The organism is Pseudolabrys sp. FHR47 (assembly GCF_005153485.1).
Taxonomy (GTDB): domain Bacteria; phylum Pseudomonadota; class Alphaproteobacteria; order Rhizobiales; family Xanthobacteraceae; genus Pseudolabrys.
The window spans coordinates 3447574-3474422 of the sequence record NZ_CP039740.1 but is presented as its reverse complement, the minus strand read 5'-3'; the positions used below and the strand labels follow the sequence as shown (position 1 = coordinate 3474422).

The 26849-nt window shown below is 63.6% G+C and carries 29 protein-coding genes and 1 tRNA gene; 15 read left to right on the top strand and 15 right to left on the bottom strand.

The window, feature by feature from the left end:
* Positions 1-144: 144 nt before the first annotated feature.
* The 5 genes from E8Q40_RS17010 (at position 145) to E8Q40_RS16990 (ending at position 4853) form a co-directional block, all read left to right on the top strand.
* Positions 145-1392 (top strand): cell wall hydrolase, encoded by a 1248-nt coding sequence (locus E8Q40_RS17010; RefSeq protein ID WP_246662890.1) that lies wholly within the window; start codon positions 145-147, stop codon positions 1390-1392.
* Positions 1393-1571: 179 nt separating this feature from the next.
* A complete protein-coding gene (locus E8Q40_RS17005) occupies positions 1572-2816 on the top strand; it encodes an MFS transporter (RefSeq protein WP_137045667.1) in 1245 nt (414 codons plus the stop codon).
* A gap of 84 nt (positions 2817-2900) precedes the next feature.
* Positions 2901-3887, top strand: coding sequence for an MDR family oxidoreductase (locus E8Q40_RS17000; RefSeq protein WP_137045666.1), 987 nt, complete (start codon positions 2901-2903; stop codon positions 3885-3887).
* Between the two features lie 106 nt (positions 3888-3993).
* The gene (locus E8Q40_RS16995; protein ID WP_137045665.1) at positions 3994-4452 is read left to right on the top strand and encodes a hypothetical protein; all 459 of its coding nucleotides are present in this window, start codon (positions 3994-3996) and stop codon (positions 4450-4452) included.
* A gap of 77 nt (positions 4453-4529) precedes the next feature.
* Positions 4530-4853: a 2Fe-2S iron-sulfur cluster-binding protein gene (locus E8Q40_RS16990; protein ID WP_137045664.1), complete on the top strand. Its 324-nt coding sequence runs from the start codon at positions 4530-4532 to the stop codon at positions 4851-4853.
* A gap of 71 nt (positions 4854-4924) precedes the next feature.
* Here the strand turns inward: E8Q40_RS16990 and E8Q40_RS16985 are convergent, their stop codons facing one another.
* From E8Q40_RS16985 to E8Q40_RS16965, 5 genes are read right to left on the bottom strand one after another with little or no spacing between them, the layout of a single operon-like run.
* The gene (locus tag E8Q40_RS16985) at positions 4925-5398 is read right to left on the bottom strand and encodes a PaaI family thioesterase (protein ID WP_137045663.1); all 474 of its coding nucleotides are present in this window, start codon (positions 5396-5398) and stop codon (positions 4925-4927) included.
* A 47-nt stretch (positions 5399-5445) separates the two neighbouring features.
* Positions 5446-5952 (bottom strand): tyrosine phosphatase family protein, encoded by a 507-nt coding sequence (locus tag E8Q40_RS16980; RefSeq protein WP_137045662.1) that lies wholly within the window; start codon positions 5950-5952, stop codon positions 5446-5448.
* A gap of 6 nt (positions 5953-5958) precedes the next feature.
* Positions 5959-6615: a YfbR-like 5'-deoxynucleotidase gene (locus E8Q40_RS16975; RefSeq protein ID WP_137045661.1), complete on the bottom strand. Its 657-nt coding sequence runs from the start codon at positions 6613-6615 to the stop codon at positions 5959-5961.
* Entirely contained in the window at positions 6612-7244 is a 633-nt protein-coding gene (locus E8Q40_RS16970) for a DNA-3-methyladenine glycosylase I (RefSeq protein WP_137045660.1), read from the bottom strand. The genes E8Q40_RS16975 and E8Q40_RS16970 overlap by 4 nt, the downstream gene beginning before the upstream one ends.
* Before the next feature lie 40 nt (positions 7245-7284).
* Positions 7285-8175: a folate-binding protein YgfZ gene (locus tag E8Q40_RS16965; protein WP_137045659.1), complete on the bottom strand. Its 891-nt coding sequence runs from the start codon at positions 8173-8175 to the stop codon at positions 7285-7287.
* Positions 8176-8320: 145 nt separating this feature from the next.
* On the opposite strand from E8Q40_RS16965, the gene E8Q40_RS16960 reads away from it, so the two are divergent.
* Together E8Q40_RS16960 and E8Q40_RS16955 are read left to right on the top strand one after the other, a co-directional pair.
* Positions 8321-9658, top strand: a complete 1338-nt coding sequence (locus E8Q40_RS16960) for a dihydroorotase (protein ID WP_137045658.1) — start codon at positions 8321-8323, stop codon at positions 9656-9658.
* Positions 9659-9802: 144 nt separating this feature from the next.
* Positions 9803-10540, top strand: a complete 738-nt coding sequence (locus tag E8Q40_RS16955) for a response regulator (protein WP_137045657.1) — start codon at positions 9803-9805, stop codon at positions 10538-10540.
* Between the two features lie 39 nt (positions 10541-10579).
* On the opposite strand, the gene E8Q40_RS16950 is transcribed toward E8Q40_RS16955, so the two are convergent.
* The 4 genes from E8Q40_RS16950 to E8Q40_RS16935 all read right to left on the bottom strand — a co-directional run bounded on the left by E8Q40_RS16950 (position 10580) and on the right by E8Q40_RS16935 (position 12501).
* Positions 10580-10846, bottom strand: a complete 267-nt coding sequence (locus E8Q40_RS16950; RefSeq protein ID WP_137045656.1) for a hypothetical protein — start codon at positions 10844-10846, stop codon at positions 10580-10582.
* 169 nt (positions 10847-11015) lie between these two features.
* Positions 11016-11423 (bottom strand): TIGR02301 family protein, encoded by a 408-nt coding sequence (locus E8Q40_RS16945; protein ID WP_246662889.1) that lies wholly within the window; start codon positions 11421-11423, stop codon positions 11016-11018.
* Positions 11424-11510: 87 nt separating this feature from the next.
* A complete protein-coding gene (locus tag E8Q40_RS16940; RefSeq protein WP_137045654.1) occupies positions 11511-11954 on the bottom strand; it encodes an NUDIX hydrolase in 444 nt (147 codons plus the stop codon).
* Positions 11955-12000: 46 nt separating this feature from the next.
* On the bottom strand, positions 12001-12501 hold the full coding sequence (locus E8Q40_RS16935; protein WP_137045653.1) for a hypothetical protein: 501 nt from the start codon (positions 12499-12501) through the stop codon (positions 12001-12003).
* Positions 12502-12619: 118 nt separating this feature from the next.
* Here E8Q40_RS16935 and E8Q40_RS16930 point away from each other — a divergent pair, with 118 nt between their 5' ends.
* Entirely contained in the window at positions 12620-13378 is a 759-nt protein-coding gene (locus E8Q40_RS16930; RefSeq protein WP_137045652.1) for an SOS response-associated peptidase, read from the top strand.
* Here the strand turns inward: E8Q40_RS16930 and E8Q40_RS16925 are convergent.
* From E8Q40_RS16925 to E8Q40_RS16915, 3 genes are read right to left on the bottom strand one after another with little or no spacing between them, the layout of a single operon-like run.
* The gene (locus E8Q40_RS16925; RefSeq protein WP_137045651.1) at positions 13375-13812 is read right to left on the bottom strand and encodes a GNAT family acetyltransferase; all 438 of its coding nucleotides are present in this window, start codon (positions 13810-13812) and stop codon (positions 13375-13377) included. The genes E8Q40_RS16930 and E8Q40_RS16925 overlap by 4 nt on opposite strands.
* Before the next feature lie 4 nt (positions 13813-13816).
* Complete coding sequence (locus E8Q40_RS16920; protein ID WP_246662888.1) at positions 13817-15253, bottom strand: FAD-binding oxidoreductase; 1437 nt, start codon at positions 15251-15253, stop codon at positions 13817-13819.
* Positions 15254-15280: 27 nt separating this feature from the next.
* On the bottom strand, positions 15281-16255 hold the full coding sequence (locus E8Q40_RS16915) for an L-threonylcarbamoyladenylate synthase (RefSeq protein ID WP_137045650.1): 975 nt from the start codon (positions 16253-16255) through the stop codon (positions 15281-15283).
* A 54-nt stretch (positions 16256-16309) separates the two neighbouring features.
* Here E8Q40_RS16915 and E8Q40_RS16910 point away from each other — a divergent pair.
* The 3 genes from E8Q40_RS16910 (at position 16310) to E8Q40_RS16900 (ending at position 18288) form a co-directional block, all read left to right on the top strand.
* Positions 16310-16386: transfer RNA gene (locus E8Q40_RS16910), tRNA-Pro, on the top strand.
* Positions 16387-16523: 137 nt separating this feature from the next.
* Positions 16524-17045, top strand: coding sequence for a translation initiation factor 2 (locus E8Q40_RS16905; RefSeq protein ID WP_137045649.1), 522 nt, complete (start codon positions 16524-16526; stop codon positions 17043-17045).
* A gap of 199 nt (positions 17046-17244) precedes the next feature.
* The gene (locus tag E8Q40_RS16900) at positions 17245-18288 is read left to right on the top strand and encodes a nucleotidyltransferase domain-containing protein (RefSeq protein ID WP_246662887.1); all 1044 of its coding nucleotides are present in this window, start codon (positions 17245-17247) and stop codon (positions 18286-18288) included.
* A 6-nt stretch (positions 18289-18294) separates the two neighbouring features.
* Here the strand turns inward: E8Q40_RS16900 and E8Q40_RS16895 are convergent, their stop codons facing one another.
* The 3 genes from E8Q40_RS16895 to E8Q40_RS16885 are packed head-to-tail and all read right to left on the bottom strand — an operon-like array spanning position 18295 to position 20698.
* The gene (locus E8Q40_RS16895; protein WP_137045648.1) at positions 18295-19239 is read right to left on the bottom strand and encodes a DMT family transporter; all 945 of its coding nucleotides are present in this window, start codon (positions 19237-19239) and stop codon (positions 18295-18297) included.
* A complete protein-coding gene (locus E8Q40_RS16890; RefSeq protein ID WP_137045647.1) occupies positions 19236-19973 on the bottom strand; it encodes a FadR/GntR family transcriptional regulator in 738 nt (245 codons plus the stop codon). Before E8Q40_RS16890 ends, E8Q40_RS16895 begins: the two co-directional genes overlap by 4 nt.
* A 14-nt stretch (positions 19974-19987) precedes the next feature.
* Positions 19988-20698, bottom strand: coding sequence for a ribonuclease activity regulator RraA (locus E8Q40_RS16885; RefSeq protein WP_137045646.1), 711 nt, complete (start codon positions 20696-20698; stop codon positions 19988-19990).
* Positions 20699-20895: 197 nt separating this feature from the next.
* Here E8Q40_RS16885 and E8Q40_RS16880 point away from each other — a divergent pair, with 197 nt between their 5' ends.
* The 4 genes from E8Q40_RS16880 (at position 20896) to E8Q40_RS22135 (ending at position 26730) form a co-directional block, all read left to right on the top strand.
* Positions 20896-21846, top strand: coding sequence for a TAXI family TRAP transporter solute-binding subunit (locus E8Q40_RS16880; protein ID WP_246662886.1), 951 nt, complete (start codon positions 20896-20898; stop codon positions 21844-21846).
* Positions 21847-21909: 63 nt separating this feature from the next.
* On the top strand, positions 21910-23829 hold the full coding sequence (locus E8Q40_RS16875; protein WP_137045645.1) for a TRAP transporter permease: 1920 nt from the start codon (positions 21910-21912) through the stop codon (positions 23827-23829).
* A 21-nt stretch (positions 23830-23850) separates the two neighbouring features.
* Positions 23851-25578, top strand: a complete 1728-nt coding sequence (gene araD, locus E8Q40_RS16870) for an L-arabinonate dehydratase (protein WP_137045644.1) — start codon at positions 23851-23853, stop codon at positions 25576-25578.
* Positions 25579-25740: 162 nt separating this feature from the next.
* Positions 25741-26730, top strand: coding sequence for a hypothetical protein (locus E8Q40_RS22135; protein WP_137045643.1), 990 nt, complete (start codon positions 25741-25743; stop codon positions 26728-26730).
* Positions 26731-26849 lie beyond the last annotated feature (119 nt).

Here is a 26849-nt window from a genome sequence, read left to right as displayed (position 1 = left end):
GGGCGTCGATTTCGATAGGGTTAACAGTCTCTTTCGCGCGCACGAGGCCGTGCGGCGTTAACGCGCGGGCAAGGTTAACCAGCCAATAACGAAACCTGACGCATTGTCGCGATCACGGGTGACATACGTGGTCGGGGACGTTGCGTGGCGTCGCGTAAAGTCAATGTGAAAGTACGCCGGCGTTATGGCGTGTGGAGAAGGGTGAGGCTGCTCGGCTGTGCCGCGGCGGCTTTTGCCGTTCTGCCCACAGCGGTCGGCGAGCAGGATCTGGCCTCGTTGCTGGCGCGTCAGCCCGGCGTCGCGGAGCGCGCGCGAGAGCATCTGATAGCATCGCCCTTCGGCACCATCCATGCCGCGATGTTTTCGCTGCCGCGGCCGGTCGGTACTGAAATTCCCCGACCTGTCTACACCTTGGCCAGCCTTGATCCGAACGATGTCACGCAGTCGATCGCGGCGCAGCCCTGGACCGATCCCAATGCGCCGTTTCGGTTCCCGACGGTGAACCGCGCCGGCAAGCGCGATTCGCTTTTGTCGCGTGCGCGCTTGCCGATGCCGCCTCTGCCGGCGCTGGCTGCGATCGAACGCAGTGCCGGCCCGCAGCTCGATCTCAAGCGCAAGGACGAAGGCCCGCGGCTGGAACTCTACTCCAGCGACGACGTGTTCTTTGAACGGAAGCCGCTGGCCGGCGAGCAGAAGCGGCTGTCGCCCTGGGCGCCGGGCGATGCGCCTGTCGTGATCGCGTCCGGCGATCCCGATGTAAAGATGTCGGCGCTGTCGCCGCCGACCGGCGATATCAATGTCGACCAAGGAGAAAGCGTCGCGGCCAAGGGCATCGTCACCGGTCCCGATCAGCGGCCGCGGTCGCCAGCCGAGCGTCTGTCACTGGCCGGCGCCAAACGCACCCAGGCCGAGAAGTGCCTTGCGCACGCGATTTACTTCGAAGCCCGTGACGAACCTGTGACCGCGCAGATGGCGGTGGCCCAGGTCGTGCTCAACCGCGTGTTCTCGCCGTACTACCCGAACGATATCTGCGGCGTCGTCTATCAGAACAAACACCGGCATCTGGCCTGCCAGTTCACCTTTGCTTGCGATGGCAAGTCAAAGGCGATCAAGGAACCGGAGCCTTACGAGCGCGCCATGCGCATCGCCCGCGAGTCGCTCGACGGCAAGCTGTGGATGCCGCAGGTCGCCAAGTCGACGCATTATCACGACGACTGGGCGCGGCCGAACTGGATCGGCGAGATGAAAAAGATGGACAAGCTCGGTGGCCTCATCTTCTACCGCCCACGCAATTGGGGCGACGGCGCCGAGGAGCCGAGCTGGGGCGATCCGAAATACACCCTGAAGGAAGCCCGCAATCTGATCGAGATCTACGGCAATGCCGGCCGTTAGCGGCCGGCGCGGGCAAGCGGCGGGAGGAATTTCCCCAACGATTTCCGTGCAGCCATGCGTGTCGCAAATGGCTTTGATCAGTACTTTTCGCTAGGGGCGGCGCAGGCTTGTTACTATGTTCCGGCTCTGGTCGTCGGCGATGGGCCGTCGGCCATTCAAATTCGCCGGAGCACCCCCGAATGTCCACCCAGAACGCCAGCGCGTCCTCGCTCTCTAGCTGGCGGACGCCGGCCGTCATTATTGTCTGCGGCTGTATCGTTGCGCTTCTGGGTTTCGGCCCGCGCTCGGCGCTCGGCTTCTTCCTCACGCCGATGTCGGAACTTAATAACTGGGGCCGCGATGTTTTCGCCTTCGCTCTCGCGGTGCAGAATTTGTTGTGGGGTGTAGGCCAGCCCTTCGCCGGTGCGATCGCCGACCGCTATGGCGCGACGCGGGTCCTGATGGCCGGCACCTTGCTCTATGCGGCCGGCCTGTTCCTGATGGCTTATTCGACGACGCCGGCGACGCTGACTTTGTCGGCCGGCGTACTGATCGGTTTCGGTCTGTCGGGATGCTCCTTCACCATTGTCGTCGGCGCTTTCGGGAAGCTGCTACCGGATGAATGGCGCTCGACCGCCTTCGGCCTCGGCACCGCCGCCGGTTCCTTCGGCCAGTTCCTGTTCTCGCCGCTCGCGGTGGCGCTGATCGGCTCGACCGGCTGGACCGGCGCATTGTTCGTCTTCGCCGCGCTGATGCTGATCATCCTGCCGCTGTCGCTGGTGCTGGCGGCGCCGCCGAAAGCCGTGAACGCCGGTCCGGCGCAACCGACGCAATCCTACAAACAGGCGCTCTCGGAAGCCTTCGGCCACCGCAGCTATGTGCTGCTGGTGATCGGCTTCTTCACCTGCGGTTTCCAGCTCGCCTTCACCACGGTGCACTTGCCGGCCTATCTCGCCGACCGCGGCCTGTCGGCGGAGATCGGGGGCTGGACCGTGGCGGCGATCGGCCTGTTCAATATCGTCGGCTCGATCACGTCGGGCTATCTCGGCTCGCGCATGCCCAAGCGCTATATCCTGTCGGCGATCTATTTCGGCCGCGCCATTTCGATCGCTGTCTTCGTGCTGCTGCCCGTGACGCCGATATCGACGCTGATCTTCGGCGCTACGCAGGGTCTGTTGTGGCTGTCGACGGTGCCGCCCACGTCATCGCTGGTGGCGATCATGTTCGGCACGCGCTGGCTCGCGATGCTGTTTGGCATCGCCTTCTTCAGCCACCAGGTCGGCGGTTTCCTTGGCGTGCTGCTTGGCGGTCTCGCGTTCGAATACTTCCAGAGCTACAACCCGGTGTGGTGGCTGAGCGTGTTCTTCGGCGTCCTGTCGGCAATCATCAACCTGCCGATCGTGGAAAAGCCGGTGACACGGCCGCTGGTGCCGGCGGCCGCGTAGGCGGAACGCGCAAAACAGTTGCGCGCGTGGCTTCCGCGCGCGAAAACTCGGCCAACATTTCCTCAAGAACGAAGCGAGGGCCGGGTGGCAACTTTCAAGGCGATGGTGATCGATAAGACCGAGGGCGGCACCAAGGCCGCGCTCGCCGATTTCGATGAGGCGAACCTGATGGACGGCGACGTCACCGTCCGCGTCGAATACTCCACGGTGAACTACAAGGACGGTCTCGCCATTACCGGCAAGGCGCCGGTGGTGCGCCGGTTCCCGATGATCGCCGGGGTCGACTTCGCCGGTACCGTCGAAGCCTCGAGCCATCCCAATTGGAAGGCTGGTGACAAGGTCATCCTCAATGGCTGGGGTCTCGGCGAGACCCATCTCGGCGCCTATGCCGAAAAGGCGAGGGTGAAGGGCGACTGGCTGGTGCGTTTGCCCGCGGGCATCTCGACCCGCGACGCCATGGCCATCGGCACGGCCGGCTATACCGCGATGCTCTGCGTCATGGCGCTGGAAAAGCATGGCCTCAGCCCGGCCAGCGGTCCCATTGCCGTCACCGGCGCCGCAGGCGGCGTTGGCTCGGTCGCGGTATCGATCCTGTCCAAACTTGGCTTTGAGGTCAGTGCCGTCACCGGCCGTCCCGCGGAGGCCGATTATCTCAAGAGCCTCGGCGCCACCGAAATCGTCGAGCGCGCCGCGCTCACCGGCCCGGTAAAGCCGCTAGCCAAGGAACGCTGGGCCGGCGGTATCGACAGCGTGGGCTCCACCACTCTCGCCAACCTCCTGTCCATGATCCGCTATGGCGGTGCGGTGGCTGCCTGCGGCTTGGCCGGCGGTATGGATCTGCCGGGCTCGGTCGCGCCCTTCATTTTGCGCGGGGTGTGTCTTTTGGGCATCGACTCGGTGATGTGTCCGCTGCCCAAGCGTGAAGAGGCGTGGAAAAGGCTCGAAACGGACCTCGACCGCCAGAAATTAGCCGCGATGACCAAGGAAATCGGCCTTTCAGACCTGCCGGAGGCGGCATCCGCCATCGTCGCCGGGCAGGTCCGGGGTCGCGTCGTGGTCAAGATCGGGTAAATTCCATTCAGGATTTGCCAACGATCGTTAGGCATAATCCGCAAGATGTTTTCTGGCGGGCGGAAGCCCGCTAGTCTTGTCTTGTGGCGTCAGTCGGAGTTCCGTGATGTTGCGTGTAGGTGCGTGCGTGATCGGCCTGTTGGCCGCGCTGCCGTCGATGGCTTCGGCCGAAGAACTGACGGCCGAGCAGGCGCGCGCTTTCGTCGTCGGCAAGACCTTCAATTACACCTGCTTCGAAGGCACCCGTGGCCGCGGCCGCGTGCTGCATGACGGCTCGGTTGTCGGCTCGATCCAGTTCCAAGGCGCCGGCAAGGTGCGCTACGCCTCGCTGCCGGCCAATACGTTGCATGTGCGCGAAGGCTCGGTCTGCGCCACCATGAAGGGCCTGCCGATCGATCCGTGCTTCCGCGTGACCAAGGTCGACGAATACACCTTCCGCGGTTCGATCTCGGGGCTCGGCTTTGCCTATTGCGAATTCACCCGCCGCCCGACGCGCTCGGCCAGCGTCGAGAGCGAAGAGGGGCCGCTGAAGCTGCGTTCGTCGTTCGCGGCCGGCAACAACTGAATCTACACGATTGAACGGCAATGATGGCCGGTGGCGCCCGCCACCGGGCGCTGTAACGCGCGCGCCGGGGTGAAGCCATGCCGACCATCGTCTTCATCGAACCGAACGGTCATCGTCAGCCGGTCGAAGCGCCGCCCGGCATGACGCTGATGGAAGCCGCGGTCGAATGCGACATCGACGGCATTATCGGCGCCTGCGCCGGCAGTTGCTCTTGCGGCACCTGCCACGTCTATATCGAGGAGCCCTGGCAATCGCGCCTGCCCAAGCGCAGCCGCGAGGAAGACGACAAGCTCGACGAAGTTGCCGCCGAGGTGAAGAAATCGAGCCGCATGGCCTGCCGCATCACGCTGACGCCGCAGCTCGAAGGCATGGTGGTGCGCGTGCCGCCGACGCAGGGGTAGAGCGCTTCCAGGCGAAGTGGAAACCGGTTCGCCGTCCGGAAGCGCGACAAAAAAATAAATAAAGGGCGCTTCTATTTCGCCGGCATGATCATGCAGGTCGTCGTGGCGTGGGCGTAGAGCTTGCCGCCGGCGTCTTTCAGATCGCCTTCCGAGGTCGCGATGCTGCGGCCGCGATGGATGACGCGGCCTTCGGCGCGCACCGGGCCGGTATCCTTGGTCATCGCCCGCACATAGTTCAGCTTCAGTTCCAGCGTCGTCCAGGCATCGCCCCTGAGCATGGTCGTGAAGATCGCGCAGGCCAGCGCGGAATCGAGCAGGGTCGCCGCGAAGCCGCCATGCACCGTATGGATCGGATTGTAGTGACGCTGCTCGGGCAGGCCTTCGAAGACGACGCGGTTGGGCTCGGCCTCGACAAGCTGGAAACCGAGTGTTTCGGCAATCGGGGGCTGCGGGAATTGTCCGGCAATGATGCCCTTGAGAAAGGTCAGGCCGTCATGTGCGGCCAGCGTCTCTGGGCTGACCAGCCCGTAGTGAAGCGTCGACACGGTGAAATCCCCCGGTTGGCGGGCAAACCCTAGTCGGTTCGAGGCGCCTAGCCAATGTCGAGCCGGAACGGATGGCCTTCCATCGCTTCCTGGCCGCGGCCGAGGGCCTCGACCGCGCGCACCATGCGGCCATTGCGCTGGAGGATCTCGTCGGCGATGGCGACGATGCGCCGGTTGGGCATGGCGGTGGGTGAGGCGGTGCGGATCGTCCATGCGATCTCGGCCTCGTCGCGTTGCGGATTGAGCGCGCAGGCAGCGGTGAAGGCGGCCGCGGTCGAACGGCTGATGCCGGCAAAGCAATGCACCACCATCGGCGCCGAACGATCCCAGCGCTGCGCGAAATCGACAAGCCGCACCACATGATCCGCGGCCGGGACGGTGCAGCCTTCTTCCGGATCGCAGATGTCGTCGACGGCCAGCACGAGGTGATTGTCGGCGGCGATATGCGCCGGCCGTGTCACCCGGTCGGTGAGGCGGAGCAGGGTGACGATGTGCTGGGCCCTGGTCTCTTCGACCGTCTTGTACAGCAGCGCGAGCGAGCAGACGTGGATCATAAGGGGTTATTTAGGCTGGCGCGAAGCGGCTGAAAAGCCGGGTCCGAGCAGTTTTTCCACCCGCTCGGCAAACCGCTTGGCGGCGGTCGAAGCCGGCCACGGCGTAAGATAATCGCGCTCGATGGCTGCGGAAAATTTCGGCGGTTGGCCGAAGAACTTGCGCGCTTCAGTGTCCTCGAATCCGGCCAGTCGCGTCGCCTCCAGATAGGCGGCATTGCGGTCGGCGCTCTTGATGATCTTCACCCAGGTTTCGGGAAGATGCGCCGGAAGCCCGAAATGTACGTGGATCGCCGTGAGGAGCCGGCTTTCGACGATCTTGTAGCTGTCGCCGATCACGGCCTTGAAGGGCGAGATCATGTCGCCGATCACATATTCGGCGGCGTCATGCAGCAGGATGGCGAGGCGCAGCCGGTCGTCGAGGCTCGGCGATTTGGCGCGCGCTAGTGCCTCGACCAAAAGCACGTGCTGAGCCACCGAAAAAATATGCGCGCCCTTGGTCTGGCCGTTCCAACGCGCGACGCGCGCCAGCCCGTGGGCGATGTCCTCGAGTTCGACGTCGAGCGGCGAGGGATCGAGCAGGTCGAGCCGGCGCCCCGACAGCATACGCTGCCAAGCTCTTATAGCCTTTGCCCGAGGGGGCGACTTCGCAGCAGCTTTGCTCATTTCTTTTTCTTCTTCGCGTGCTTCGCCGCCAGTCTGTTGCATTCGGCGTGGCACCAGCACGTCACTTCGTGATCGTTGACCATGCCGACCGCCTGCATGAAGGCATAGACGATGGTCGGCCCGACGAATTTGAAGCCGTGGCCGATGAGCTGTTTCGACATCGCCTTGGAGATAGGCGTCTCCACCGGCAGCGTTTTGCCGGCGCGCAGTTTGTTGTCGAGCGGCTCGCCGCCGACATGGTCCCACAGCATCGCCGAGAAACCGGGGCCGCTCTCCATGATCTTGAGATAGCCGCGCGCCGACAGGATCGTGCCTTCGATCTTGGCGCGGTTGCGCACAATGCCGGCGTCCTGCATCAGCCGCTCGACCTTCTTCGGCGTGTAGCGCGCGATCTTCTCGGGCTCGAAACCGTCGAAGGCTTTGCGGAAGTTGTCGCGCTTGCGCAGGATGGTGATCCAGGACAGCCCGGCCTGGAAACCGTCGAGGATCAGCTTCTCGAACAGCGCACGATCATCCCATTCGGGCACGCCCCATTCTTCGTCGTGATAGGCGACATAGAGCGGGTCTTCCTTGGGCCAGGCGCAGCGCTTCAAGCCGTCGGCGTGCAGAATCGTTTTTGGAATAGCCATGGCGGAGATATAGCGCGGCGCGTCCGGGCTGTCGCGGCGCTCACTCCGCCGCCTTGGTCTCGCCGGGAAACGCGAAGCGGGCCCAGTCGGGCTTCACCACGCGCAGTGTGACGCCGCCGCATAAAATCGGCGTTCCGGTGGCTATCGCATCGGCGACGCGATCGAGCCGCAGCAGCGCCAGGCCGCGGCCATTGGCGGCCGAGCCCATCATGCCGGCCGGCTTGTCGCCGGCCGTGATGTCGAGGCCCGGCATCGGCGCGTTGTCGTCATAGGCGACCGGAACGACGCGGCTGCGCGCGGTGGAGCGATGCTCGACGCGCGAGACCACCTCCTGGCCGATGTAACAGCCTTTGTCGAAATCGACGCCGCCGAGCTGGTCCATGTCGGCCTCATGCGGGAAGGTGTCGCCAAAAACGAAGTCGGCGCCGCCGCGCGGCACGCCCAGCGCAATGCGATGCGCCTCATAGGCGTCGGCATCGGTGAGGTTCGCGCTGAGGTCGGCGGCGGCTTCGGCGATCACCTCGGGCGGGAGGATGACGCGAAACCCGAGCGGCGCGAAACGCGGGTCGGGATAAGTGAGGCCGTAGTCGCTCGTGCCCGCGCCGTCCCACACCGCCATGACGCCGAGTCGGTCGGACAGGTCCTCGATCGTCACCTTGGCGCGCAATTTGTAGAAATTGAGCTTCTGGGCCAACGTCGGCGCGAGGGCCTTCGGTACGTCGAAATAGAAGCCGCCGCCGTCCTCCGCCGCGGCTTCGGTGATCAGGAAATCGACGATGATCTTGCCCTGCGGCGTCAGCAAAGCGGCGAAGCGTGCCGTGCCGGGCGCCACATCGCCGATATCGCTGGTGACGATGCCGTTGAGGAAGCCGCGGGCGGCCTCGCCGGCGACCTTGATGACGCCCCGATCGGGTAGCAAAGCTGCCTTCATGGCGTGAAAAATCCCCGGATTCGTCTCTGGAAATGTGATGCCCGTCTTAGCAGAAACGGGCTTGCTAGAAACGGGCTTGCCAGAAACGTCCGGCAAACGTAAGCGCTGGCCGACGATCCTCAAGCCCGGCAGAAAGCCCGCCTCCATGGCCGAAACCTTTGACCTCATCCTCAGGGGCGGCACCGTCGTCAACCAGGACGGTGAGGGGGTGCGGGACGTCGGCATCCGTGACGGTCGCTTCGCCGCAATCGGTGACCTGGCCCGGGCCTCGGCCGGGGAGGTCATCGACTGCCGCGGCTTGCACGTCCTGCCCGGCGTGATGGACACCCATGTCCATTTCCGCGAGCCGGGGCTGACGCAGAAGGAAGACCTCGAGAGCGGCTCGCGCGGCGCGGTGCTCGGCGGCGTCACGCTCACTTTCGAAATGCCGAACACCATCCCGACCACGACGGATGCGGCCGCGCTCGCCGACAAGGTCGCCCGCGCGCATCACCGCATGCATTGCGACTTCGGCTTCTATGTCGGCGCCACGCGCGAGAACACCAAGGACCTCGCCGAGTTGGAGCGGCTGCCGGGCGCCTGCGCGATCAAGGTGTTCGCCGGCTCGTCCACCGGCTCGCTGCTGATCGAGGACGACGACGGCATCCGCGCCGTCCTCGAGAACGTCAACCGCCGCGTCGCCTTTCATTCCGAGGACGAATATCGCCTGCGTGAGCGCATGAATCTGCGCATCGACAACGATCCGCGTTCGCATCCGGTGTGGCGCGATGCGACCGCCGCCCTGATGTGCACGCAGCGTCTGGTGCGGCTGGCGCGCGAGACCGGCAAGCGCATTCACATCCTGCACGTCACCAGCAAGGACGAGGCCGAATATCTCGCTGGCCATAAGGATGTCGCTTCAGCCGAGGTGACGCCGGCGCATGTCACGCTCACCGCGCCGGATTGTTATGAACGGCTCGGCACCATGGCGCAGCTCAATCCGCCGGTGCGAGACGCAATTCACCAGGCCGGCCTGTGGCATGCCCTGCAGCAGGGCATCATCGACACCTGCGGCTCCGATCACTCCCCGCACACCCGCGAGGAAAAGGCGCATCCATATCCGAAGGCCCATTCCGGCATGCCGGGCGTCCAGACGCTGGTCCCGCTGATGCTCGATCACGTCAACGCCGGGCGCCTGACGCTGCAACGCTTCGTCGATCTCACCAGCGCCGGTCCGGCGCGGATTTACGGCATTGCCAACAAAGGCCGCATCGCCGTCGGCTATGACGCCGACGTTACCGTGGTCGACATGAAGCGAAGCGAGACCATCACGGAAAACTGGATCGCCTCGCGCGCCGGCTGGTCGCCTTACACGGGTGTAACCGTTACCGGCTGGCCGGTCGGCACTTTCGTGCGGGGCCACCAGGTGATGTGGGAAGGCACGCTTGTCACCGCTGCCCGCGGCGAATGCGTCCGCTTTCTGGAAACGCTGGCGCCAGCCTGACGCGTCCGGTTTTTCAAACACCAAAATTTTAAAATATTTTTATCTGGCGCCGTATTGCCAATGCGATGCGACCCTGATTAACGGTATGCGCACGTCACGCTTGGGGAGCGTGGCGCGTTCGATGCGGATGGGCGCGGGGCACCCATGACTCATGAGTTCGTTTCGCTCAACATGATGTTGATCGGGATCGCCGGTTCCGAATTGGAACTGTGGCGGCAAGGTGCTGCCTTGGCCAGCATCCCGGTCAATTTTTCCGCCTATGACGCAGCGCCGGGCATTGCGGCGCTGGCGCAGGGCGACGTCGACATCTGTGTGCTCGATGGCGCGCTGCCGGAGGCGGTGAAGGCGACGGCGCTGGCGTCGACTAAGGCGCTGCGGCTGAGGCCGCATCTGTTCATCCGTGCCGCGCGCGGCGCAGCAGCGCCGAACGGCATGACCGGCGTGTTGACCAAGCCCGCCGATGTCGCCGACGCCCACCGCATGGTGGACATTTGCGTCCGTACCAAGTTGCCCACGCGGGTGCTCGTCGTTGACGATTCCAGCACCATGCGCGGCATCGTGCGCAAGATACTGTCGGCCAGCCGCTTCCGGCTCGATCTGCACGACGCCGCAGAGGGTCTGGTGGCGATTGAACGCCTGCGGCAAGAGCCGTTCGATCTGGTGTTTCTCGATTACAATATGCCGGGGTTCGACGGCTGCGAGACCTTGTCGGAAATCAAGCGCGAGGTGCCGCGGGTCGCTGTCGTGATGATGACGGCGACGGTCGAGAACGAGGTCGCCGATCGGGCCGCCGCTCTCGGCGCTCTCGGCTTTCTGCGCAAGCCGTTCTATCCGGCCGACATCGATCGCCTGCTCGACCGCTATTACGGTTTAGCTCCGTAAGGAGCGGCGAGCTTCGGCAAGGATGGAGGGTGGGGCCGTTTACTGGCGGGGCAGATCGACGGAGAATTCGCCGTTTCGAATGCGGCCAGCGAGACCCTCGGTGAAGGTGGCCGCCGCTTCCTCGCCATAGGTGGAGACGAATTCGGCCAGCGCGGTGAACAGGCAGGCCTGCGCCAGGCAGTCGCCATCGACGCCGTCCATGCGCGCTTCCGCCCATGCCTCGTTCAGATAGCTCAGCGCCACGCGCTTTTGCTCATGGTCCGGCACCGGCTCGCGCATGTGCGTTGATCGCTCGGGAGTGTTCATTACGTACCTTCGTCCCCTGCCGCCTCGGAAACGGGCGTCAGTCGCTAACCCGAAAGACCCTATCACGGGGTGCTTGCGGCAATAGCCCAGACCTAAAGGAAAGGTTAATGGCTGTGGTCAAATGTGAATTGCGCTGCGGGAAGGCACGGACGGGGGCTGGAACCTGCGGCTAATTGGCGTAGCGGGCCGTGATGTCGCGGGCGATCCGGGCGCCCTCGTCGAGATAGCGGCGGATCGCCAGATCGGCCGCCGGCGTGCAGGTGCGGTAGGTCTGCTCGAAGCCGCGATAGCCGCGGTTGAAGCGAGCGACGATCTGGCGGCGGCGCTCGCCGCTTGGCGCTTCGCTGTCGATCAGGGCCTGCATCTCGTTGCGCCATTTCTGGCCCTCTTTCGAGCCGCAGATCGTGCGCAGATATTGCAGCGAGCCGAGTATCTCGGCCAGCCGCTGCAGATCGGCGTCGTAGGGCGCGGCCACGGAATCCTGTGCCGGCGCCGTCGCGGGCGGCGCGGATTGCGCCTGCACCGGCAAAGTAGCCAGGCCGGTCAGGAGAACGGCTGCTGCAATTCGTGGAAGCAAGATCGGGTCCCGGTGGGAGGTCGCGTCCGTCATATGCGCCGCCGGCGCGGCATCCGCAAGGCGGCTGTCTGACCGGTCGGGCTTGGCCTAACGCCGATGGCCAATGAGATCGACCGCCGTCATCACGATTTCGGTGAGGCCGTCGGTGGTTTTCACGCCCGAGAACTCATGCGGCGCCAGCCAGCGCGCGTCGTCGAGTTCGTCGTTGAGCCGGATTTCGCCACCGAGCAGTCTTGCGGCAAAGCACAGGATGACGAAGTGCCGTTCGACGCGGCCCTCCTTGTCGCGCATGATGGCTTCGCGATGGCCGGCCAGCGCCACCGGCTCGATCGACAGCGCGGTCTCTTCGCGGACCTCGCGGATCGCCGCCTCGAACAGCGTTTCGCCGGTTTCGACCACGCCGCCCGGCATGGTGTAGAGCGCGATCGCCGGCTTGCGGGCCCGGCGCACAGCGAGCACCCGGCCGTCATGCACGATGGCCGCAGACACGGCAAGAATGGGACGCGGCGGATAGGCGCGGGAATCGGTCATGGCTCTGTCGCTCGGACTTTGCCTAGCACGTCCCCGAGCGCCTCGCTCAACCGATCATGCGGTCCGCGGCGGATTGCGGTGGGCCGTCGGTGCTCTCGGTGCGTTGGCCATTAATCACAGCGCTCGCTTGCTCGGCGAGCAGCTTGAGCCAGGCGGCGGTTCGTTCGGCGATGCCGGCGCTCACACGCGCGTTCGTTTCCGCGTCGATCTCTTTGCGAGCACGCTCGACTAAAGCGATCATGGTCTCGGTGAGCGCCTCGAGCATGTCGCGCGTAGCGGGGTCGGCACTTTCATAGGCCGCGATGGCGCGATTGCGTCCGGTGAAACGGGACCGGCGAAAATGCTCGCAGTAGCGCATCGGAGTCCAGGCGCGCAGATCGTCGCGACAATCCGGACAGGCCGGCAACATTTCCAGAAGCATGATGGCTTCATTGAAATGATTGAGGTAGTCGGTGGCCAGACCGGTGACGGGATTGATGTGAGCCACGGTCGCAGGTTCGACGGCGCGTGGAGCGGACGGGAAGGAATTGTCGCCTTGATCGTCCATCGCGACGGTGCTGTGTTGAACCCGAAACAACGACTTTCCCCGATCAACCTTTCGTCTCAGTTTGTTATATTATCTTAAGTTAAGACGTGCTTAAGCGCGGCGGCCAAGGGACCTGACGATGTGCGGGCGCTATACACTCACGGCTTCGCCCGAAGCCATTCGCAATTTTTTTCGGTATGCGGAAAAGCCGAATTTCCCGCCGCGCTATAACATAGCACCGACGCAGCCGATCGCGGTCGTCCGCCTTATAAACAGGCAGCGGAAATTCGCCTTGATGCGCTGGGGCTTGCTGCCATCCTGGGTGAAGGATCCGAAGGCCTTTTCACTGATCGTCAATGCGCGCGGCGAGAATGTCACTGACAAGCCCGCCTTCCGCGCCGCTATGAAACGACGCCGTTGCCTGATACCAGCGGACGGCTTTTACGAGTGGAAAGCCGGCGGTCTGCGCAAGCAGCCTTACTATATCCATGCCAAATCCGGTGAGCCGCTGGCCTTCGCCGGATTGTGGGAGACCTGGACCGGCCCTAATGGCGAAGAACTCGATACCGTTGCCATCGTCACCACCGACGCCAACCGCACCGTGGGCCCGCTGCACGACCGTATGCCGGTGATTGTGCCGCCGGAAGCGTTCGATCTTTGGCTCGATTGCGATCATGTCGACGCCACGACGGCGTCAGCGCTGATCATGCCGGCGCCCGACAGCTTGCTCGAGGTCTGGCCGGTGTCGACCGACGTCAATCGCGTCGCCAACGACAATGCGCATCTCATCGAGCAGGTCGCGGAAGGTGCCGACCCGGCACCGCCGCCGAAAGTTACGGCAGCGAAAAAGCCAAAAGTCGCCAAACCGAACGATGACGGGCAGGGTCTGTTGTTTTAAGGCGTCGGATCGCGGCCATCGAGCCAGCGCGCCATCACCGTGCGCGGCTGATCGAAGTAACCGAGCGATTCATAGAACTTCTGCACGGCGGTGTTGTCCTGCCGCACCATCAGCATCGCCTTCACGACGCCGCGCGCCTTGAGCCATTGCTCCGCGGCCTCGACGATGACGCGGCCCAGCCCGCGCTTCTGCATCTGCGGCGCCACTGACAGATAATAGAACCAGCCGCGATGGCCGTCATGGCCGACCATCACCGAAGCAACGATCGCGCCGTCAATGCGGCCAACGAGAATGGTCGAGTTCGGTCCCTTGCGGGCGAAGTCGATGTCGGTGCGCGGATCGTTCCACGGCCGCGTCAGGCCGCAGGCGAGCCACAGTGCGACAATGGCGTCGATGTCGGCATCGGTGGCCTCGTCGATGGCAAGTTCACTCATCGCGTCACAACACCTTGCCCGGATTGAGAATGCCGTTCGGGTCGAACATCTGCTTGAGGTCGCGCATCAGGGCAAGCGCCACCGGGTCCTTCACCTTCGCCAACGTCTCGCGCTTGAGTTTGCCGATGCCATGCTCGGCCGAGAAAGAGCCGCCGAGCTTGAGCACGATCTTGTCGACCACGGCATTGACGTCCTTCCAGCGCGCGAGGAAGGCATCCTTGTCGGCGCCGACCGGCTGGCTGACATTGAAATGCATGTTGCCGTCGCCGACATGCCCGAAGGGCACCGGACGCGATCCGGGAATGAGCTTGACGACCGCGTCGGACGCCTCGGCGATGAATTGCGGCACGACGGCGACCGGCACCGACACGTCGTGCTTGATCGAGCCGCCTTCCGGCTTCTGTACTTCGGTCAGCGTATGGCGCATGTGCCAGAATGCCCTGGCCTGATCGATGCTGGCCGCGATGGTCGCGTCGGTGACGAGTCCCTGCTCGATGGCTGCAGCGAGAAATTCCTCAAAATTGTCGCGCAGGCCGGTTTCCTGTTGCGACGACACTTCCATCAGCACGTACCAGGGCTGCACCGAGCCGAGCGGGTCGCGGACATTGTGGCCGTGCTTAAGCGCGAATTCGATGACTTCGCGGATCATCAGTTCGAAGCCCGTCACCGTACCGCCGATGCGCGCCTGCGCGAGGTTGAGCAGCTTCACCGCCGCCTCGGGCGAGGGCAGGCCGATGAACGCCGTTTCGATGGCGCGCGGCTGCGGAAACAGCTTCACCACCGCAGCGGTGATGATGCCGAGCGTGCCTTCGGCGCCGACGAACAGATGGCGCAGGTCGTAACCGGTATTGTCCTTCTTCAATTTGCGCAAGAGGTTCATGACGCGGCCGTCGGCGAGAACGACCTCGATGCCGACCATCAGCTCACGCGCGATGCCGTATGCCAGCGCACCGGTGCCGCCGGCATTCGACGACAGATTGCCGCCGATGGTGCAACTGCCTTCCGAGCCAAGCGACAGCGGAAACAGCCGCCCTGCGGCATGAGCGGCATCCTGCGCCTTCTGCAGCACGACGCCAGCTTCGAGCGTCATCGTGTTCGATGCGATATCGACCTCGCGGATCTTGTCGAGCCGCGTCAGCGAAAGAATGATCTCGCCATCGAACGGAATTTGTCCGCCGACAAGGCCGGTGTTGCCGCCTTGCGGCACGATCGCGGTGCGCGTCTCGTTGGCCAGCTTGAGGATCGCCGCGACTTCGGCGGTGCTCGCCGGCTTGAGCATCATCGCGGTGTTGCCGTGATAGAGGCCGCGGCCTTCGACGAGGTTTGGTGCCAGCACGTCCGGGTCGGTGATCGCGTATTTGTCGCCGACGATCGCCGCGAAGCGCGCCATCAGTTCGGGCGCGGGGGCAAGGCGCATCGGGTTGGCGGTCGGCGCGTTCATTGCGGTATTTCCTCGTCTGCTTTCTTCTTATGCTTTGGGCGCGGCAGCGCGCGCAAGCCGGTCGTTGATCGCTTCGCCGAGGCCTTCGTTCGGCACCGGCATCACTGCGATCGCCTTGACGCCGGCGGCATCGAGCCGGCGCAGATGCGAGAACAGCTTGGCCGCGGCTTCGACCAGATCGCCGCTCGGCGACAGGTTGAGGACAGGTCCCGCGAAGGCCGGCGCCGGTCCGAAGGCGAGCAGCGCTTCACCCTCGCGCGGCTCCCGCACGTTGAGCCGCATCGTAGCCCTCGGCGCATAGTGCGAGGCGAGCATGCCGGGGGCGAGTGGCGCGTCCTCATCGACCGTACGATCGGGAGTGCGGAGCGGCCGGCCGAGCACACGCTCGATGTCGGCGCGTGGCAGGCCGCCGGGCCGCAGCAAGGTCGGTTCCCCGAGCAGGCCGACGATGGTGGATTCGACGCCAACCGGGCAGGGGCCGTCGTCGAGGATCAGGTCGATGCGACCGCGCAGGTCGGCCAGGACGTGTTTGGCGTCGGTCGGCGATACATGTCCGGACCTGTTGGCAGACGGCGCGACCACCGGCTTGCCGAAGGCTGTGAGCAGGGCCCGGGCGGTGCGTTGAGCGGGTATGCGCAAGGCAATGCTGTCGAGCCCGGCCGTGGCGAGGTCCGAGACCGGGCAATCCGGCTGCTTCGGCAGCACCAGGGTCAGGGGCCCCGGCCAGAAGGCGCCGGCCAGCTGTTCGGCGTCCGGATTGAACCGGGCGAGCGTCCGCGCCGCCTCCAGGCCCGCGACGTGCGAAATCAGCGGATTGAAGGCCGGGCGGCCCTTGGCGGCGTAGAGCCGCGCCACCGCCTCGCCCTGCGTGGCGTCGGCGCCGAGGCCGTAGACCGTCTCGGTCGGAAACGCGACCAGACCGCCCGCCGCAAGGCAGGCACTGGCGGTCTCGATAGCGGCCGGATCGGCCGGCAGGACCCGCGTTTGCGGCTCAGCGTTCATGACGTGCTCTGAAGCTTGCGGTTTTAGCCGGGGGGTTATAAGGCCCGCCACAGTCGGAGTGTAGCGCAGTCTGGTAGCGCACCTCGTTCGGGACGAGGGGGTCGCAGGTTCAAATCCTGCCACTCCGACCAGCTTTCCCTCCTTTTAGACCGAACTTTTGGCGCAAGACGGCACAATCTACTTTGCCGGGCACACTTGGCGCGTCTAAACTTCCCGGACGTCCTGGGGTCGTCATTCCGCGACCGGGGACAGCAGGGCTGGGGGGCTCATGACATCAAAAAAGTTCGCCGCGTTCGGCGCGGCCGCAATTCTGCTTGCCGGATGCGCATCGGTCACGCGCGGCACAAGCGAGCAGGTCGTCTTCGACTCGGAGCCGTCAGGCGCCGAAATGCGGTCGGTGATCGACTATCCGTGCGGCGGGCCATGCCCGGTTCGCGACGATAAGGTCGGCAGCGAGTCAGCCTACCTCGAAGAGAACATCCGGACCGAACCCATACCCGGGCCGACCTGCGTCACGCCGTGTACCCCCGCGGTGCCCCGCAATCAGGACCTGGTCGTCACTTTCACCAAGCCCGGCTATCACCCCAAGACGGTCAAGCTCGGCCGCGAACTTGCGCCGGGCGGCGCGGCCGGTGTTGCCGGCAACGTGCTCGTCGGCGGCGCCGTAGGGTTGGTCACCGACGGCGTGACCGGCGCGGCCATGGATCACAAGCCGAACCCGCTCAAGGTCGTGCTGGAGCCGGTCAAGGTCAATGCTCCCGCCAAACCGGCACCGAAGAAACGCGGCTAGGTGTCAGACTGGTCGTCGAACAACGTTACTATAAGCAACTGATTAAATTATATTTTCCACTTCCATATCACGCATGAGCAATAACGGTGGAAATATATTATAAATCAATAGCTTGTGATATTTCATGCAAGCAATTGTTTTTACATCATTTTCCACTATTATTGTAAAAGTTGCCAATTGAAGTGGAAAACGATTTATTATGAGGCCATTATCAGCCGAACAGCGCCGGCAGTCCATCGATACGCAACAGGTCTACGAGGCCTGGCGAGCGGCCGACCATGATCGGCGTCGCCGCTTTGCGGGCGGTATGCGCTGGGCTGCACGTAACGGCACCGACTATCTCCTGCGCAAGATCGGAAAATCGGAAACTTCGCTCGGTCCGCGCGACCAAAAGACTGAGGCCGCTTACGACGCATTCATCAGCGGACGTGACGACAACACAAGACGTCTCGAGAGTTTGTCGGCTCGTCTCAATGAACTCGCGCCGGTCAATGTCGCGCTGGGGCTTGGTCGCGTTCCGCTGATCGTGGCGCGCATTCTACGCGCCTGCGATGCACGAGAGTTGCTCGGCGAGCAGATTCTCGTCGTTGGCACCAATGCGATCTATGCCTATGAGGCGGCAGCCGGCGTCCATATCGATAGCGGTCTCGTCGCCACTGGCGATGTCGATCTTCTTTACGACGCACGCCGCCGCCTGAGTATTGCGGTCAGCGATATGAGTCCGGACGGGCTGATCGGAATTCTGAAGGCTGTCGATGAATCCTTCACCCCGACAACGAAGCGGAGCTTTCGCGCTACAAATCGCAATGGCTATCTGGTGGACCTGATCGCGCCGGAGGCGAAAGACCCTGTTCGTAACGCAAGCCGCGGTTCTCTGACGGACTTGCCGGACGATCTTGAAGGCGCGGCGATCTTCGGATTGGCATGGCTCATCAATTCTCCGAAGCTGGATGCCGTCGCTATCGATGAGCGAGGCTATCCGGTCAGACTGGCGGTTATCGATCCGCGCGCCTTTGCGCTCCACAAGGCGTGGCTGTCGGACAGGGATGGGCGCGATCCACTCAAGGCGCCGCGCGACCGCGAGCAGGCGCGTGCCATCGCCACAATAGCGACCCGCTATCTTAAGCTGTCGTTCGACAGCCACGAACTCGATGCAATTCCCAAAGAGTTGCGGGCTTTTGCCGCTCCGTTGGCTGCGGAGGTCAAAGATGCCGAAAAAATCTCGACCAAGCCGGATTGGTGAGACGGTTCAGGCCGTCTCCCGCGGGGCCTTGCCCTTGACCGACGCCAGCCAGACGCCGCCGATGATCAGCACAAAGCCGGCAACATGATAGGCGTGAAGCTGCTCGCCCAGCAGCGTGCTGGCCAGGATTGCCGAATAAAGCGGGATCAGGTGCTGGAATGGACCGGCGCGATTGGCGCCGATTAACTCCACGCCCCGGTTCCAGAACAGGTAGGCGAGGAAGCCGGGGAAGAGCGCAACGTACAGCACGGCGCCCACGGTTTCCCAATTTGCCTGCAGCGTGTAGCCGGACAAGGCCTCCACAATCGCAAAGGGCAAAGTGCCAAGCACCGAGACGGCGCCGAATGCGAACAGGAAGCTGATGGGGCTGATCCGCGGCCGCAGTCTGAAATAGGCCGTGTACACCGAAAACAGCAGCATGTTGAAGACGATCAGAATATCGCCGCCGTTGAAAGACAGATGAAGCAATGTCGCAATGTCGCCTTGCGCGATAATCGCCAGCACGCCCAATAGCGACGTGACAATGCCGGCGATCTGGATCGGCGTGACCGGATCGCGGAAAATTGCCGCGCTGGTCGCCACGATCAGAACCGGAGTCAGCGAATTCAGGACGGAGACGTTCAGTGCGGTCGTATACTGCAGGCCGACATATTGCAGCGACGTGAACATCGTGCCGCCGACGATGCCGAGCCAGAGCAGTATCTTCCACGACGCGCGTATGGCTGGCCAGTCCTTGGCGATGGTGCGGTGCGCGAAGGCCCACAGCAGCAGCGACGGAATGAGCCAGCGCAGCGCGGAGATCGCGAACGGCGGCACGTGGCCGCCAATGGCGCGGCCGACGATGTGATTGCCCGACCAGAACAGCGACGTTAGCGCGAGCAGTAGATAGGGATTACCGGTCAGTCCGAAAAAGCGCCGCGCGCGTGGCGTGGCCGGAGATTGGGTGGTCACGCCGTCACGCCCTCGAACATGCGTTGGCGCGCATTGGCGATATGACGTTGCATGGCGTCGCGGGCACCGTCCGGGTCGCGTGCGGCAATAGTTTCGAGAATCGCGCGATGTTCATCCTGCACCATGCGCATCCGCTCGGCGGTGCGTAGCATCGACAGATTTCGGTTCACGTTCATGCCATACCGGATATGGGGCTGCATAGAGGTCTGGACCGAAACGTAATAGGGGTTATGCGTCGCGCGCGCGATCGCCGCGTGAAAGCATTCGTCGGCCTCGGCGCCGAGTTCCACATTCTTGACGGCTCGTTCCAGCGCCTCGAATGAGTTGCGGATTTCGGCAAGATCGGCGGCTTCCCAGCGTTCCGCGGCGAGCGCAGCGGCGGAGCCTTCAAGTCCGTGGCGGAATTCGAAGCAGCGCTGAATATCGTCGATCGAGGCGCCCGGCGACAGGTTGAGCACCGCAACATCGGGCCGGCGCTTGACGTAGCTGCCCGAGCCCTGTCGCGAAACGATAACGCCGTCATCGCGCAGCCGCGCCAGTGCCTCGCGGACTACGGGTCGCGACGCACCAAAGCGCGTCGCCAGTTCGGTTTCCGACGGTAGACGCGCATTCACCGAGAACTCGCCGTTGACGATGCTCTCGAAGATGCGCTGATAGATGAGCGCGCTGCGCTTTGCCTCGCTCCAACTGGAACCGGATGAGGCGGTCGCCAATGCGGAGCGGTCTGTCGGCATGTGTCGTTCTGCCTCTAGCGTTTGTTGGCGGTGCGCCAGCGCGCGAATTCTTCCTTCGCCTCCGGCGACGGCGGATAGATGCCGAAGATGCTCTTGCCCGCCATCACTTGCTCCTGCACGAAGTCCTCGAACGCAGTCTGTTCGAAGGCTTCGTCGGCAATGTCGTCGGCAATCTTGGCCGGAATGACAACCACTCCTTCGCCGTCGCCGACGATGATATCGCCAGGATAGACCGATACTTCGCCGCAGGCGATCGGCAGATTCAGATCGACGGCGTGGTGCTTGATGAGGTTGGTCGGCGCCGCCGGCTGCGCGTGATAGGCAGGAAAGGGCATGGCCGCGATTTCCGGCGTGTCGCGGAAGCCGCCGTCGGTGACGATGCCGGCGCAGCCGCGTTTCCACAGGCGTGTGACCAATATGTTGCCGGCCGAGGCGGCGGAGGCATTGCGCCGGCTGTCGATCATGAAGACGGCGCCGGCCGGGCATTCCTCGATGCCCTTGCGCTGCGGATGGCTCCGGTCTTCGAACACACCGAGGTGGTCGAGATCTTCGCGCGCGGGAATGTAGCGCAGCGTGTAGGCCGGGCCGACCATATTGGGCTTATCGCCGGCGTTGATGCGATGGATGCCGCCGATGAACGTGTTGCGGAAACCGTGCTTGAACAGCACTGTCGTCAGTGTCGCGGTCGACACCGCCATCAGTTTGCTCTTGGTCGTTTCTCGCATGGAGTCCCCCGGTGGCGTTTGAAGCGTGGCCCGCACACTTGGTCTCGCCGGGGCAATGTTGTCAAGAGTTGTAAAAAGGGTCTTGTGCAGAGGGCGCGGCCCCCAGTAAGGTCAATTTTGAGGAAAACGAAAGCCGCCGACAAGGCGGTTGGCAAAGCCCGTGCGTGTCAGACAGCGGGCGTGGAGGAGACAGAATTATGAAAAACTCGATTTCTATTCTTGCGGCCGTGTTTGGCGTCAGTCTCGGTCTGGCCGCTCCGGCCGCGGCTGCGGATATCAAGCTGATGACCGGCCCGCAGGGTGGCGTCTGGGTGCCGCTCGGCGGTCAACTCAAGGACATGTGGGAAAAGGCCGTTCCGGGCCTCAACGTGCAGTCTCTGCCCGGCGCCGGCATCGCCAACGTGCGTGGCGTCGACGAAGGCAAAGCGGATGTCGGTTTCGGCAACTCGATCTCGACGGTCGACGGCTTGAAGGGCAATGCGCCATTCACCAAGCCGACCAGCAATGTCTGCAACGTCGCGACGCTTTACCCGCAGTACTACCAGCTTGTCGTCACCGCCGATTCCGGCGTGAAGTCGGTCAAGGACCTCAAGGGCAAGGGCGTGACGACGCAGCAGCGCGGCAACACTGGTGAGCTGATTACCGGTCAGTTGCTGAAGGTGAATGGTCTTTCGTACAACGACGTCAAGATGAGCTTCGTCTCGTACACCGACTCGGTGACGCAGATGCAGGACGGCCACGCCGTCGCCTTCGGTCTCGGCACCACCATTCCGTCAGGCGCCGTGATGGATCTCGCCGCGGCGCGTCCCATCACGATCCTCGATCTCGCCGACCAGCTCGGGGAAATGCGCAAGCTCAATCCCGGTTACACACTGGTGACTATCCCGAAGGGCACCTATCCGAAGCAGGACAACGACGTGAAGGTGATCGGTTATGCCACTCACATCGTTGCGTCTTGCAAGCTGCCGGCCGATACCGTCTATGCCATGACCAAGGCGATGGCGGGCAACATCCCGGCAATGTCTTCGGTCAACAAGTCGATTTCGAGCCTGACGACGAAGGCGATGGCCGAGGATATCGGCGTGCCGTTCCATCCCGGCGCCGCAAAGTTCTACAAGGAAGCCGGCATCACGGTTGCCACCAAGTAACTACTGAGACGCCGGCCGCTCGTCGGGCGGCCGGCGTTTCCATTTACAGTCCGAGGGGGCGGGATGCAGATCGACACCAGTTATCGCGGGCTTCTGCGGATCGCCCTTTACGCCATCTCGATCGCGATGGCGTGCTACCACATCTGGGCAATCGCCTTCGGTTCGCCGGAAGCTGTGCTATTCCGCGGCACGCATCTTCTGTTCGCGCTGGTACTGGTGTTTTTGCTGTTCCGCTTCTCGTCGAAGACCGAGGATATGGAACTGGCGCAGGGCGCCCAGGTCGAGGGCGAGGCCCGGATCACGTTGCCGTCGCTGTTCGATTACGCGCTGGTGGCGGTGTCGGCCGCGCCGATCGTCTACCTGTTCGTCAATTACGATTACATCGTCAATCGCATCTTCTACATCGACGACCTGACCCCTATGGACATGATCATGGGCGTCGTCATGACGCTCGTCGTGCTCGAAGCAACCCGCCGCGTCATCGGCTGGGCGCTGCCGATGACGGCGATCGTGTTCCTGATCTATGGCCTGTTCTTCGCCAAGCTCGAGCCGATGCGGCTGCTCGATCAACTTTATATGACGACCGAGGGCATCTTCGGCATCCCGCTATCGGTGTCGGCCGGTTACGTCCTGATCTTCGTCCTGTTCGGCTCGTTCATGGAGCGTACCGGCACCGGCCAGTTGTTCATGGATTTCGCCATGAGTTTGACCGGCAGCCAGGCCGGCGGTCCCGGCAAGGTGTCGGTGGTGTCGTCGAGCCTGTTCGGCACCATTTCCGGCAGCGCCGTCGCCAATGTGATGGTCGACGGCCCGATCTCGATTCCGCTGATGAAGCGCTCGGGCTTCCCGGCGCATTTCGCCGCCGGCGTCGAGGCGACCGCCTCGACCGGCGGGCAGATCATGCCGCCGATCATGGGCGCAGCTGCCTTCGTGATGGCCGAGTTCCTCGCCGTGTCCTACGGCCAGGTGCTGATCTGGGCGATCATCCCGGCGATCCTCTATTACGTCTCGTGCTTTGCCGCCGTGCATTTCGAGGCCAAGCGCCGCGGCCTGGTCGGCCTGCCGCGTTCCGAACTGCCGCGCCTCGGCGAAACCCTGCGCGTGCGCGGCCACCTGTTCATCCCGGTGATGCTGATTCTCGTCGTCATGTACTCGGGCTACAGCGCGCCGCTGGCGGCGCTGGTCGGCACGCTGGCCTGCTTCCCGGTCGCGGCACTGCGCAAGACGACCCGCGGATATGTCAACATCAAGAACATCCTCGACGCCTTCGTCGACGGCGCGCGCAACGCGCTCGGCGTCGCCACCGCCTGCGCCTGCGCCGGCATTGTGATCGGCGTGGTGACGTTGTCGGGCGCGGGCATCGTCTTCACCCAGTTCGTCACGCATCTGTCGGAGCACTTCCTGGTGCTTGCCCTCATCATGACCATGTGCGCTGGCATCATCCTCGGCATGGGCATGCCGACGACGCCGGCCTACATCATCATGACTGCGCTCTTGGTGCCGGCGATCATCAAGCTCGGCGTCATCCCGCCGGCCGCTCACATGTTCGCCTTGTACTTCGCCGTGCTGTCGGCGATCACGCCGCCGGTGGCGCTGGCGGTATTCGCCGCTGCCGGCATCGCCAAGGCCGATTTGTGGAAATCCGGCTGGGCCGCGGTGAAGGTCGGCGCCGCGGGCTTCATCGTGCCATTCATGGTGATCTATGAGCCTGGCCTTCTGATGATCGGCGATTGGCCGACGATCATATCGGCATTCCTGACGTCGGCTTTCGGCATCCTGATGTTTGCCGGCGGGCTGCACGGCTATTTCCTCACCGCGACGACAACCTGGCAGCGCGCGCTGCTTATTGTCGGCGGTTTACTGTTGATCAAGCCCGGCCTCGAAACGGACCTCATCGGCGCGGTTATCGCTATCGTCGTGATCGCCACCCAGGTCGTCGCGCGGCGCAACGCCGTACAGCCGGCACCGGCGAAGTCCACGTGACATCTCTCAGAAGTAACAACCATGTCTGCCAAGAAGCGTCCTGAAGATCTGCGCAGCCACCGCTGGCTGGGCGTTACCGACCTGCGTTCGTTCGGCCATCGCTCGCGTTTGCGCCAGATCGGCTACGATACCGAGGATTGGGCCGGCAAACCGGTCATCGGTATCATCAATACCTGGAGCGATATCAATCCCTGTCACGTTCATCTGCGCACCCGCGCCGAGGAAGTGAAGCGCGGCGTGCTGCAGGCCGGCGGCTTTCCGATCGAGCTGCCGGCGCTGTCGCTGTCGGAATCTTTCGTCAAGCCGACGACGATGCTCTACCGTAACCTGCTGGCAATGGAGGTCGAGGAACTGCTGCGCAGTCACCCGATCGACGGCGCCGTGCTGCTGGGCGGTTGCGACAAGACCACGCCAGGCCTGCTGATGGGCGCGATCAGCATGAATGTGCCGACGATCTTCATGCCCGCCGGTCCGATGCTGCGCGGCAACTGGCACGGCGAAGTTCTCGGCTCGGGTTCGGATACCTGGAAATACTGGGACGAGAAGCGCGCCGGCAAGATCACAGAGGCGCAGTGGGAAGAGATCGAGGGTGGCATCGCGCGCTCCTTCGGCACCTGCATGACCATGGGCACCGCTGCAACCATGATGGCGGTCGCCGAGGCTCTCGGCTTTACGCTGCCGGGCGTGTCGTCGATTCCGGCGCCGGACTCGAACCACCCGCGCGCCGCCAAGGAAAGCGGCCGCCGCATCGTCGAGATGGTGTGGGACGATCTCAAGCCTTCCGACATTCTTACGAAGCAGTCCGTCGACAACGCCATCAAGGTCCACATGGCGATGGCCGGCTCGACCAACTGCATCATCCATCTCATCGCCATCGCGCGCCGCGCCGGTATCCCGCTCGAGATGAACCGCTTCGACGAATTGTCGCGTGAAGTGCCGGTGATCGCCAATGTGCGGCCATCCGGTGCTTATCTGATGGAGGACTTCTTTTACGCCGGCGGCCTGCGCGCGCTGATGAGCCAGCTCCGCAGCGTGCTCGATCTGTCCGCCATGACCGTCACCGGTAAATCGGTCGGCGACAACATCGCGGGCGCCGAGGTCTACAAGCCCGACGTCATCAAATCCCTCAATGACCCGGTGTCGCGCGATGGCGCGACCGCCGTGCTCACCGGCAATCTCGCGCCGCGCGGCTGCGTGATGAAGCCGTCGGCCGCCGAGAAGCGGCTGCACAAGCATCGCGGCAAGGTCATCGCGTTTGAGGACTACAACCACATGGCCCGCGAGGTGGAGCGCGACGATCTCGACGTCACCGCCGACCACGTTCTCGTCTTGAAGAACTCCGGCCCACAAGGCGGCCCCGGCATGCCGGAATGGGGTATGCTGCCGATCCCGAAGAAGCTGGTGAAGCAGGGCGTGCGCGACATGGTGCGCATCTCGGACGCGCGCATGAGCGGCACGAGCTATGGCGCCTGCATTTTGCACGTCGCGCCGGAAAGCTTCGTCGGCGGACCGTTGGCCTTCGTGCAAACGGGCGACGAGATCGAGATCGACATCCCGGCGCGCAAGATCCACCTCCATGTGTCGGACGAGGAACTGGCGCGCCGTAAGGTGGCCTGGCAGAAGCCGGCACCGCGTTATCCGCGCGGCTACGGCGCTCTGTTCTCCGACCATATCGGTCAGGCGGATGACGGCTGCGATTTCGATTTCCTCAGCCGTCCGGGCCAGGTGCCAGAGCCGGAGATTCACTGATCAAACGGCGCTTCCGATGGTAGGTTTATACTATCCTCGGTTGATCGAACGATAAATCTATTACTTATAGATGCAGTGCCTCCCTGTTAAGGTTCCTTCCAGGGAGCGGCCGCCTTCATGACGCCGCGTGCGCGGCGGGCGTTTCGTCCCTCGGGGAGACACATGAAAAGTGCCAATTCAGGCGCGGGTGCGCTTGCGATCATGTTGCTTTTCACGGCAACGCTTTGCTCGGCCCATGCCCAGGCAACGCGCACTTGGGTATCGGGAGTCGGTGACGACGCCAATCCGTGCAGCCGCACGGCGCCGTGCAAGACCTTTGCCGGTGCGATTTCGAAGACCGCCGCCGGCGGTGAAATAAGTGTTCTTGATCCGGGCGGCTATGGCGCGGTGACCATCACCAAGTCGATCAGCATCATCAATGACTACACCGGCGAGGCCGGCATTCTGGCGTCCAATACAAATGGCATCACCGTCAACGCCGCCGCGACAGACGTCGTCATACTTCGCGGTATTGTCATCGATGGCGCGCCGCCAACCATGCCCGGACTTAACGGCATACGGTTTATCAATGGTGCGGCGCTCTATCTCGACAAATGCCTGATCAAGAATTTCGTTTCGACGGCGGCCAATGCTGGCAACGGCATTCTTTTCGCGCCGTCCGGTTCGTCCGAACTCTACGTGTCGAATACGACCTTCACCAACAACGGCGCTGCGGCAGGCGCGACCTCGGGCGGCGCGATCCTGGTCCTTCCCAGCGGTTCGGGTTCCGCGTTCGTAAGCCTGAACCAGGTGCAAATGGCGAACAACCGCATCGGGATGCAGATCAATACGACGGGGACGACCGGCACGGTTTCGGCGAGTGTCGAGTCCACGATTGCGGTGGGAAATAGCGGTCACGGCTTTTCCGCCTTCACCAATGCCGGCGGCACCTCGGCGAGCGCCACGATCAACAATTCGGTGATTTCGGGCAACAATAACGGCGTGGTGGTGAGCGGCAGCGCTGCGGTCTTGCGCCTTGGCAACTCGCTGATCACCGGCAACAACACCGTGGCGGTTATTCAGAGCGGCGGACAAGTCCTGTCCTATAAGAACAATCTGATCGACGGCAATAACAACAACTCGACCCCGCTCACGGGGATTGGGCTTAACTGACGCAGGTCGTGTCGCGGGCGGCTTGCGAAAGGTCCCAAGCCGCCCGCGAGATTCGTGGATGCCCGCCATGCGGCGGGTGTCTTTGCATCGCGGGAAAGGTCTACTATGAGGAGCGCCAG

Coding starts and splice junctions, on each gene's coding strand:
- E8Q40_RS16935 (WP_137045653.1), bottom strand. CDS start 12,501: ATGGACGATCAAGGCGACAATTCCTTCCCGTCCGCTCCACGCGCCGTC.
- E8Q40_RS16885 (WP_137045646.1), bottom strand. CDS start 20,698: ATGCGAGAAACGACCAAGAGCAAACTGATGGCGGTGTCGACCGCGACA.
- E8Q40_RS22135 (WP_137045643.1), top strand. CDS start 25,741: ATGAAAAGTGCCAATTCAGGCGCGGGTGCGCTTGCGATCATGTTGCTT.
- E8Q40_RS16890 (WP_137045647.1), bottom strand. CDS start 19,973: ATGCCGACAGACCGCTCCGCATTGGCGACCGCCTCATCCGGTTCCAGT.
- E8Q40_RS16960 (WP_137045658.1), top strand. CDS start 8,321: ATGGCCGAAACCTTTGACCTCATCCTCAGGGGCGGCACCGTCGTCAAC.
- E8Q40_RS16900 (WP_246662887.1), top strand. CDS start 17,245: ATGAGGCCATTATCAGCCGAACAGCGCCGGCAGTCCATCGATACGCAA.
- E8Q40_RS16970 (WP_137045660.1), bottom strand. CDS start 7,244: ATGGCTATTCCAAAAACGATTCTGCACGCCGACGGCTTGAAGCGCTGC.
- E8Q40_RS16905 (WP_137045649.1), top strand. CDS start 16,524: ATGACATCAAAAAAGTTCGCCGCGTTCGGCGCGGCCGCAATTCTGCTT.
- E8Q40_RS16990 (WP_137045664.1), top strand. CDS start 4,530: ATGCCGACCATCGTCTTCATCGAACCGAACGGTCATCGTCAGCCGGTC.
- E8Q40_RS16875 (WP_137045645.1), top strand. CDS start 21,910: ATGCAGATCGACACCAGTTATCGCGGGCTTCTGCGGATCGCCCTTTAC.
- E8Q40_RS16940 (WP_137045654.1), bottom strand. CDS start 11,954: ATGACCGATTCCCGCGCCTATCCGCCGCGTCCCATTCTTGCCGTGTCT.
- E8Q40_RS16950 (WP_137045656.1), bottom strand. CDS start 10,846: ATGAACACTCCCGAGCGATCAACGCACATGCGCGAGCCGGTGCCGGAC.
- E8Q40_RS17005 (WP_137045667.1), top strand. CDS start 1,572: ATGTCCACCCAGAACGCCAGCGCGTCCTCGCTCTCTAGCTGGCGGACG.
- E8Q40_RS16915 (WP_137045650.1), bottom strand. CDS start 16,255: ATGAACGCTGAGCCGCAAACGCGGGTCCTGCCGGCCGATCCGGCCGCT.
- E8Q40_RS16925 (WP_137045651.1), bottom strand. CDS start 13,812: ATGAGTGAACTTGCCATCGACGAGGCCACCGATGCCGACATCGACGCC.
- E8Q40_RS16995 (WP_137045665.1), top strand. CDS start 3,994: ATGTTGCGTGTAGGTGCGTGCGTGATCGGCCTGTTGGCCGCGCTGCCG.
- E8Q40_RS16880 (WP_246662886.1), top strand. CDS start 20,896: ATGAAAAACTCGATTTCTATTCTTGCGGCCGTGTTTGGCGTCAGTCTC.
- E8Q40_RS16975 (WP_137045661.1), bottom strand. CDS start 6,615: ATGAGCAAAGCTGCTGCGAAGTCGCCCCCTCGGGCAAAGGCTATAAGA.
- E8Q40_RS16930 (WP_137045652.1), top strand. CDS start 12,620: ATGTGCGGGCGCTATACACTCACGGCTTCGCCCGAAGCCATTCGCAAT.
- E8Q40_RS16980 (WP_137045662.1), bottom strand. CDS start 5,952: ATGATCCACGTCTGCTCGCTCGCGCTGCTGTACAAGACGGTCGAAGAG.
- E8Q40_RS16955 (WP_137045657.1), top strand. CDS start 9,803: ATGACTCATGAGTTCGTTTCGCTCAACATGATGTTGATCGGGATCGCC.
- araD (WP_137045644.1), top strand. CDS start 23,851: ATGTCTGCCAAGAAGCGTCCTGAAGATCTGCGCAGCCACCGCTGGCTG.
- E8Q40_RS16920 (WP_246662888.1), bottom strand. CDS start 15,253: ATGAACGCGCCGACCGCCAACCCGATGCGCCTTGCCCCCGCGCCCGAA.
- E8Q40_RS16965 (WP_137045659.1), bottom strand. CDS start 8,175: ATGAAGGCAGCTTTGCTACCCGATCGGGGCGTCATCAAGGTCGCCGGC.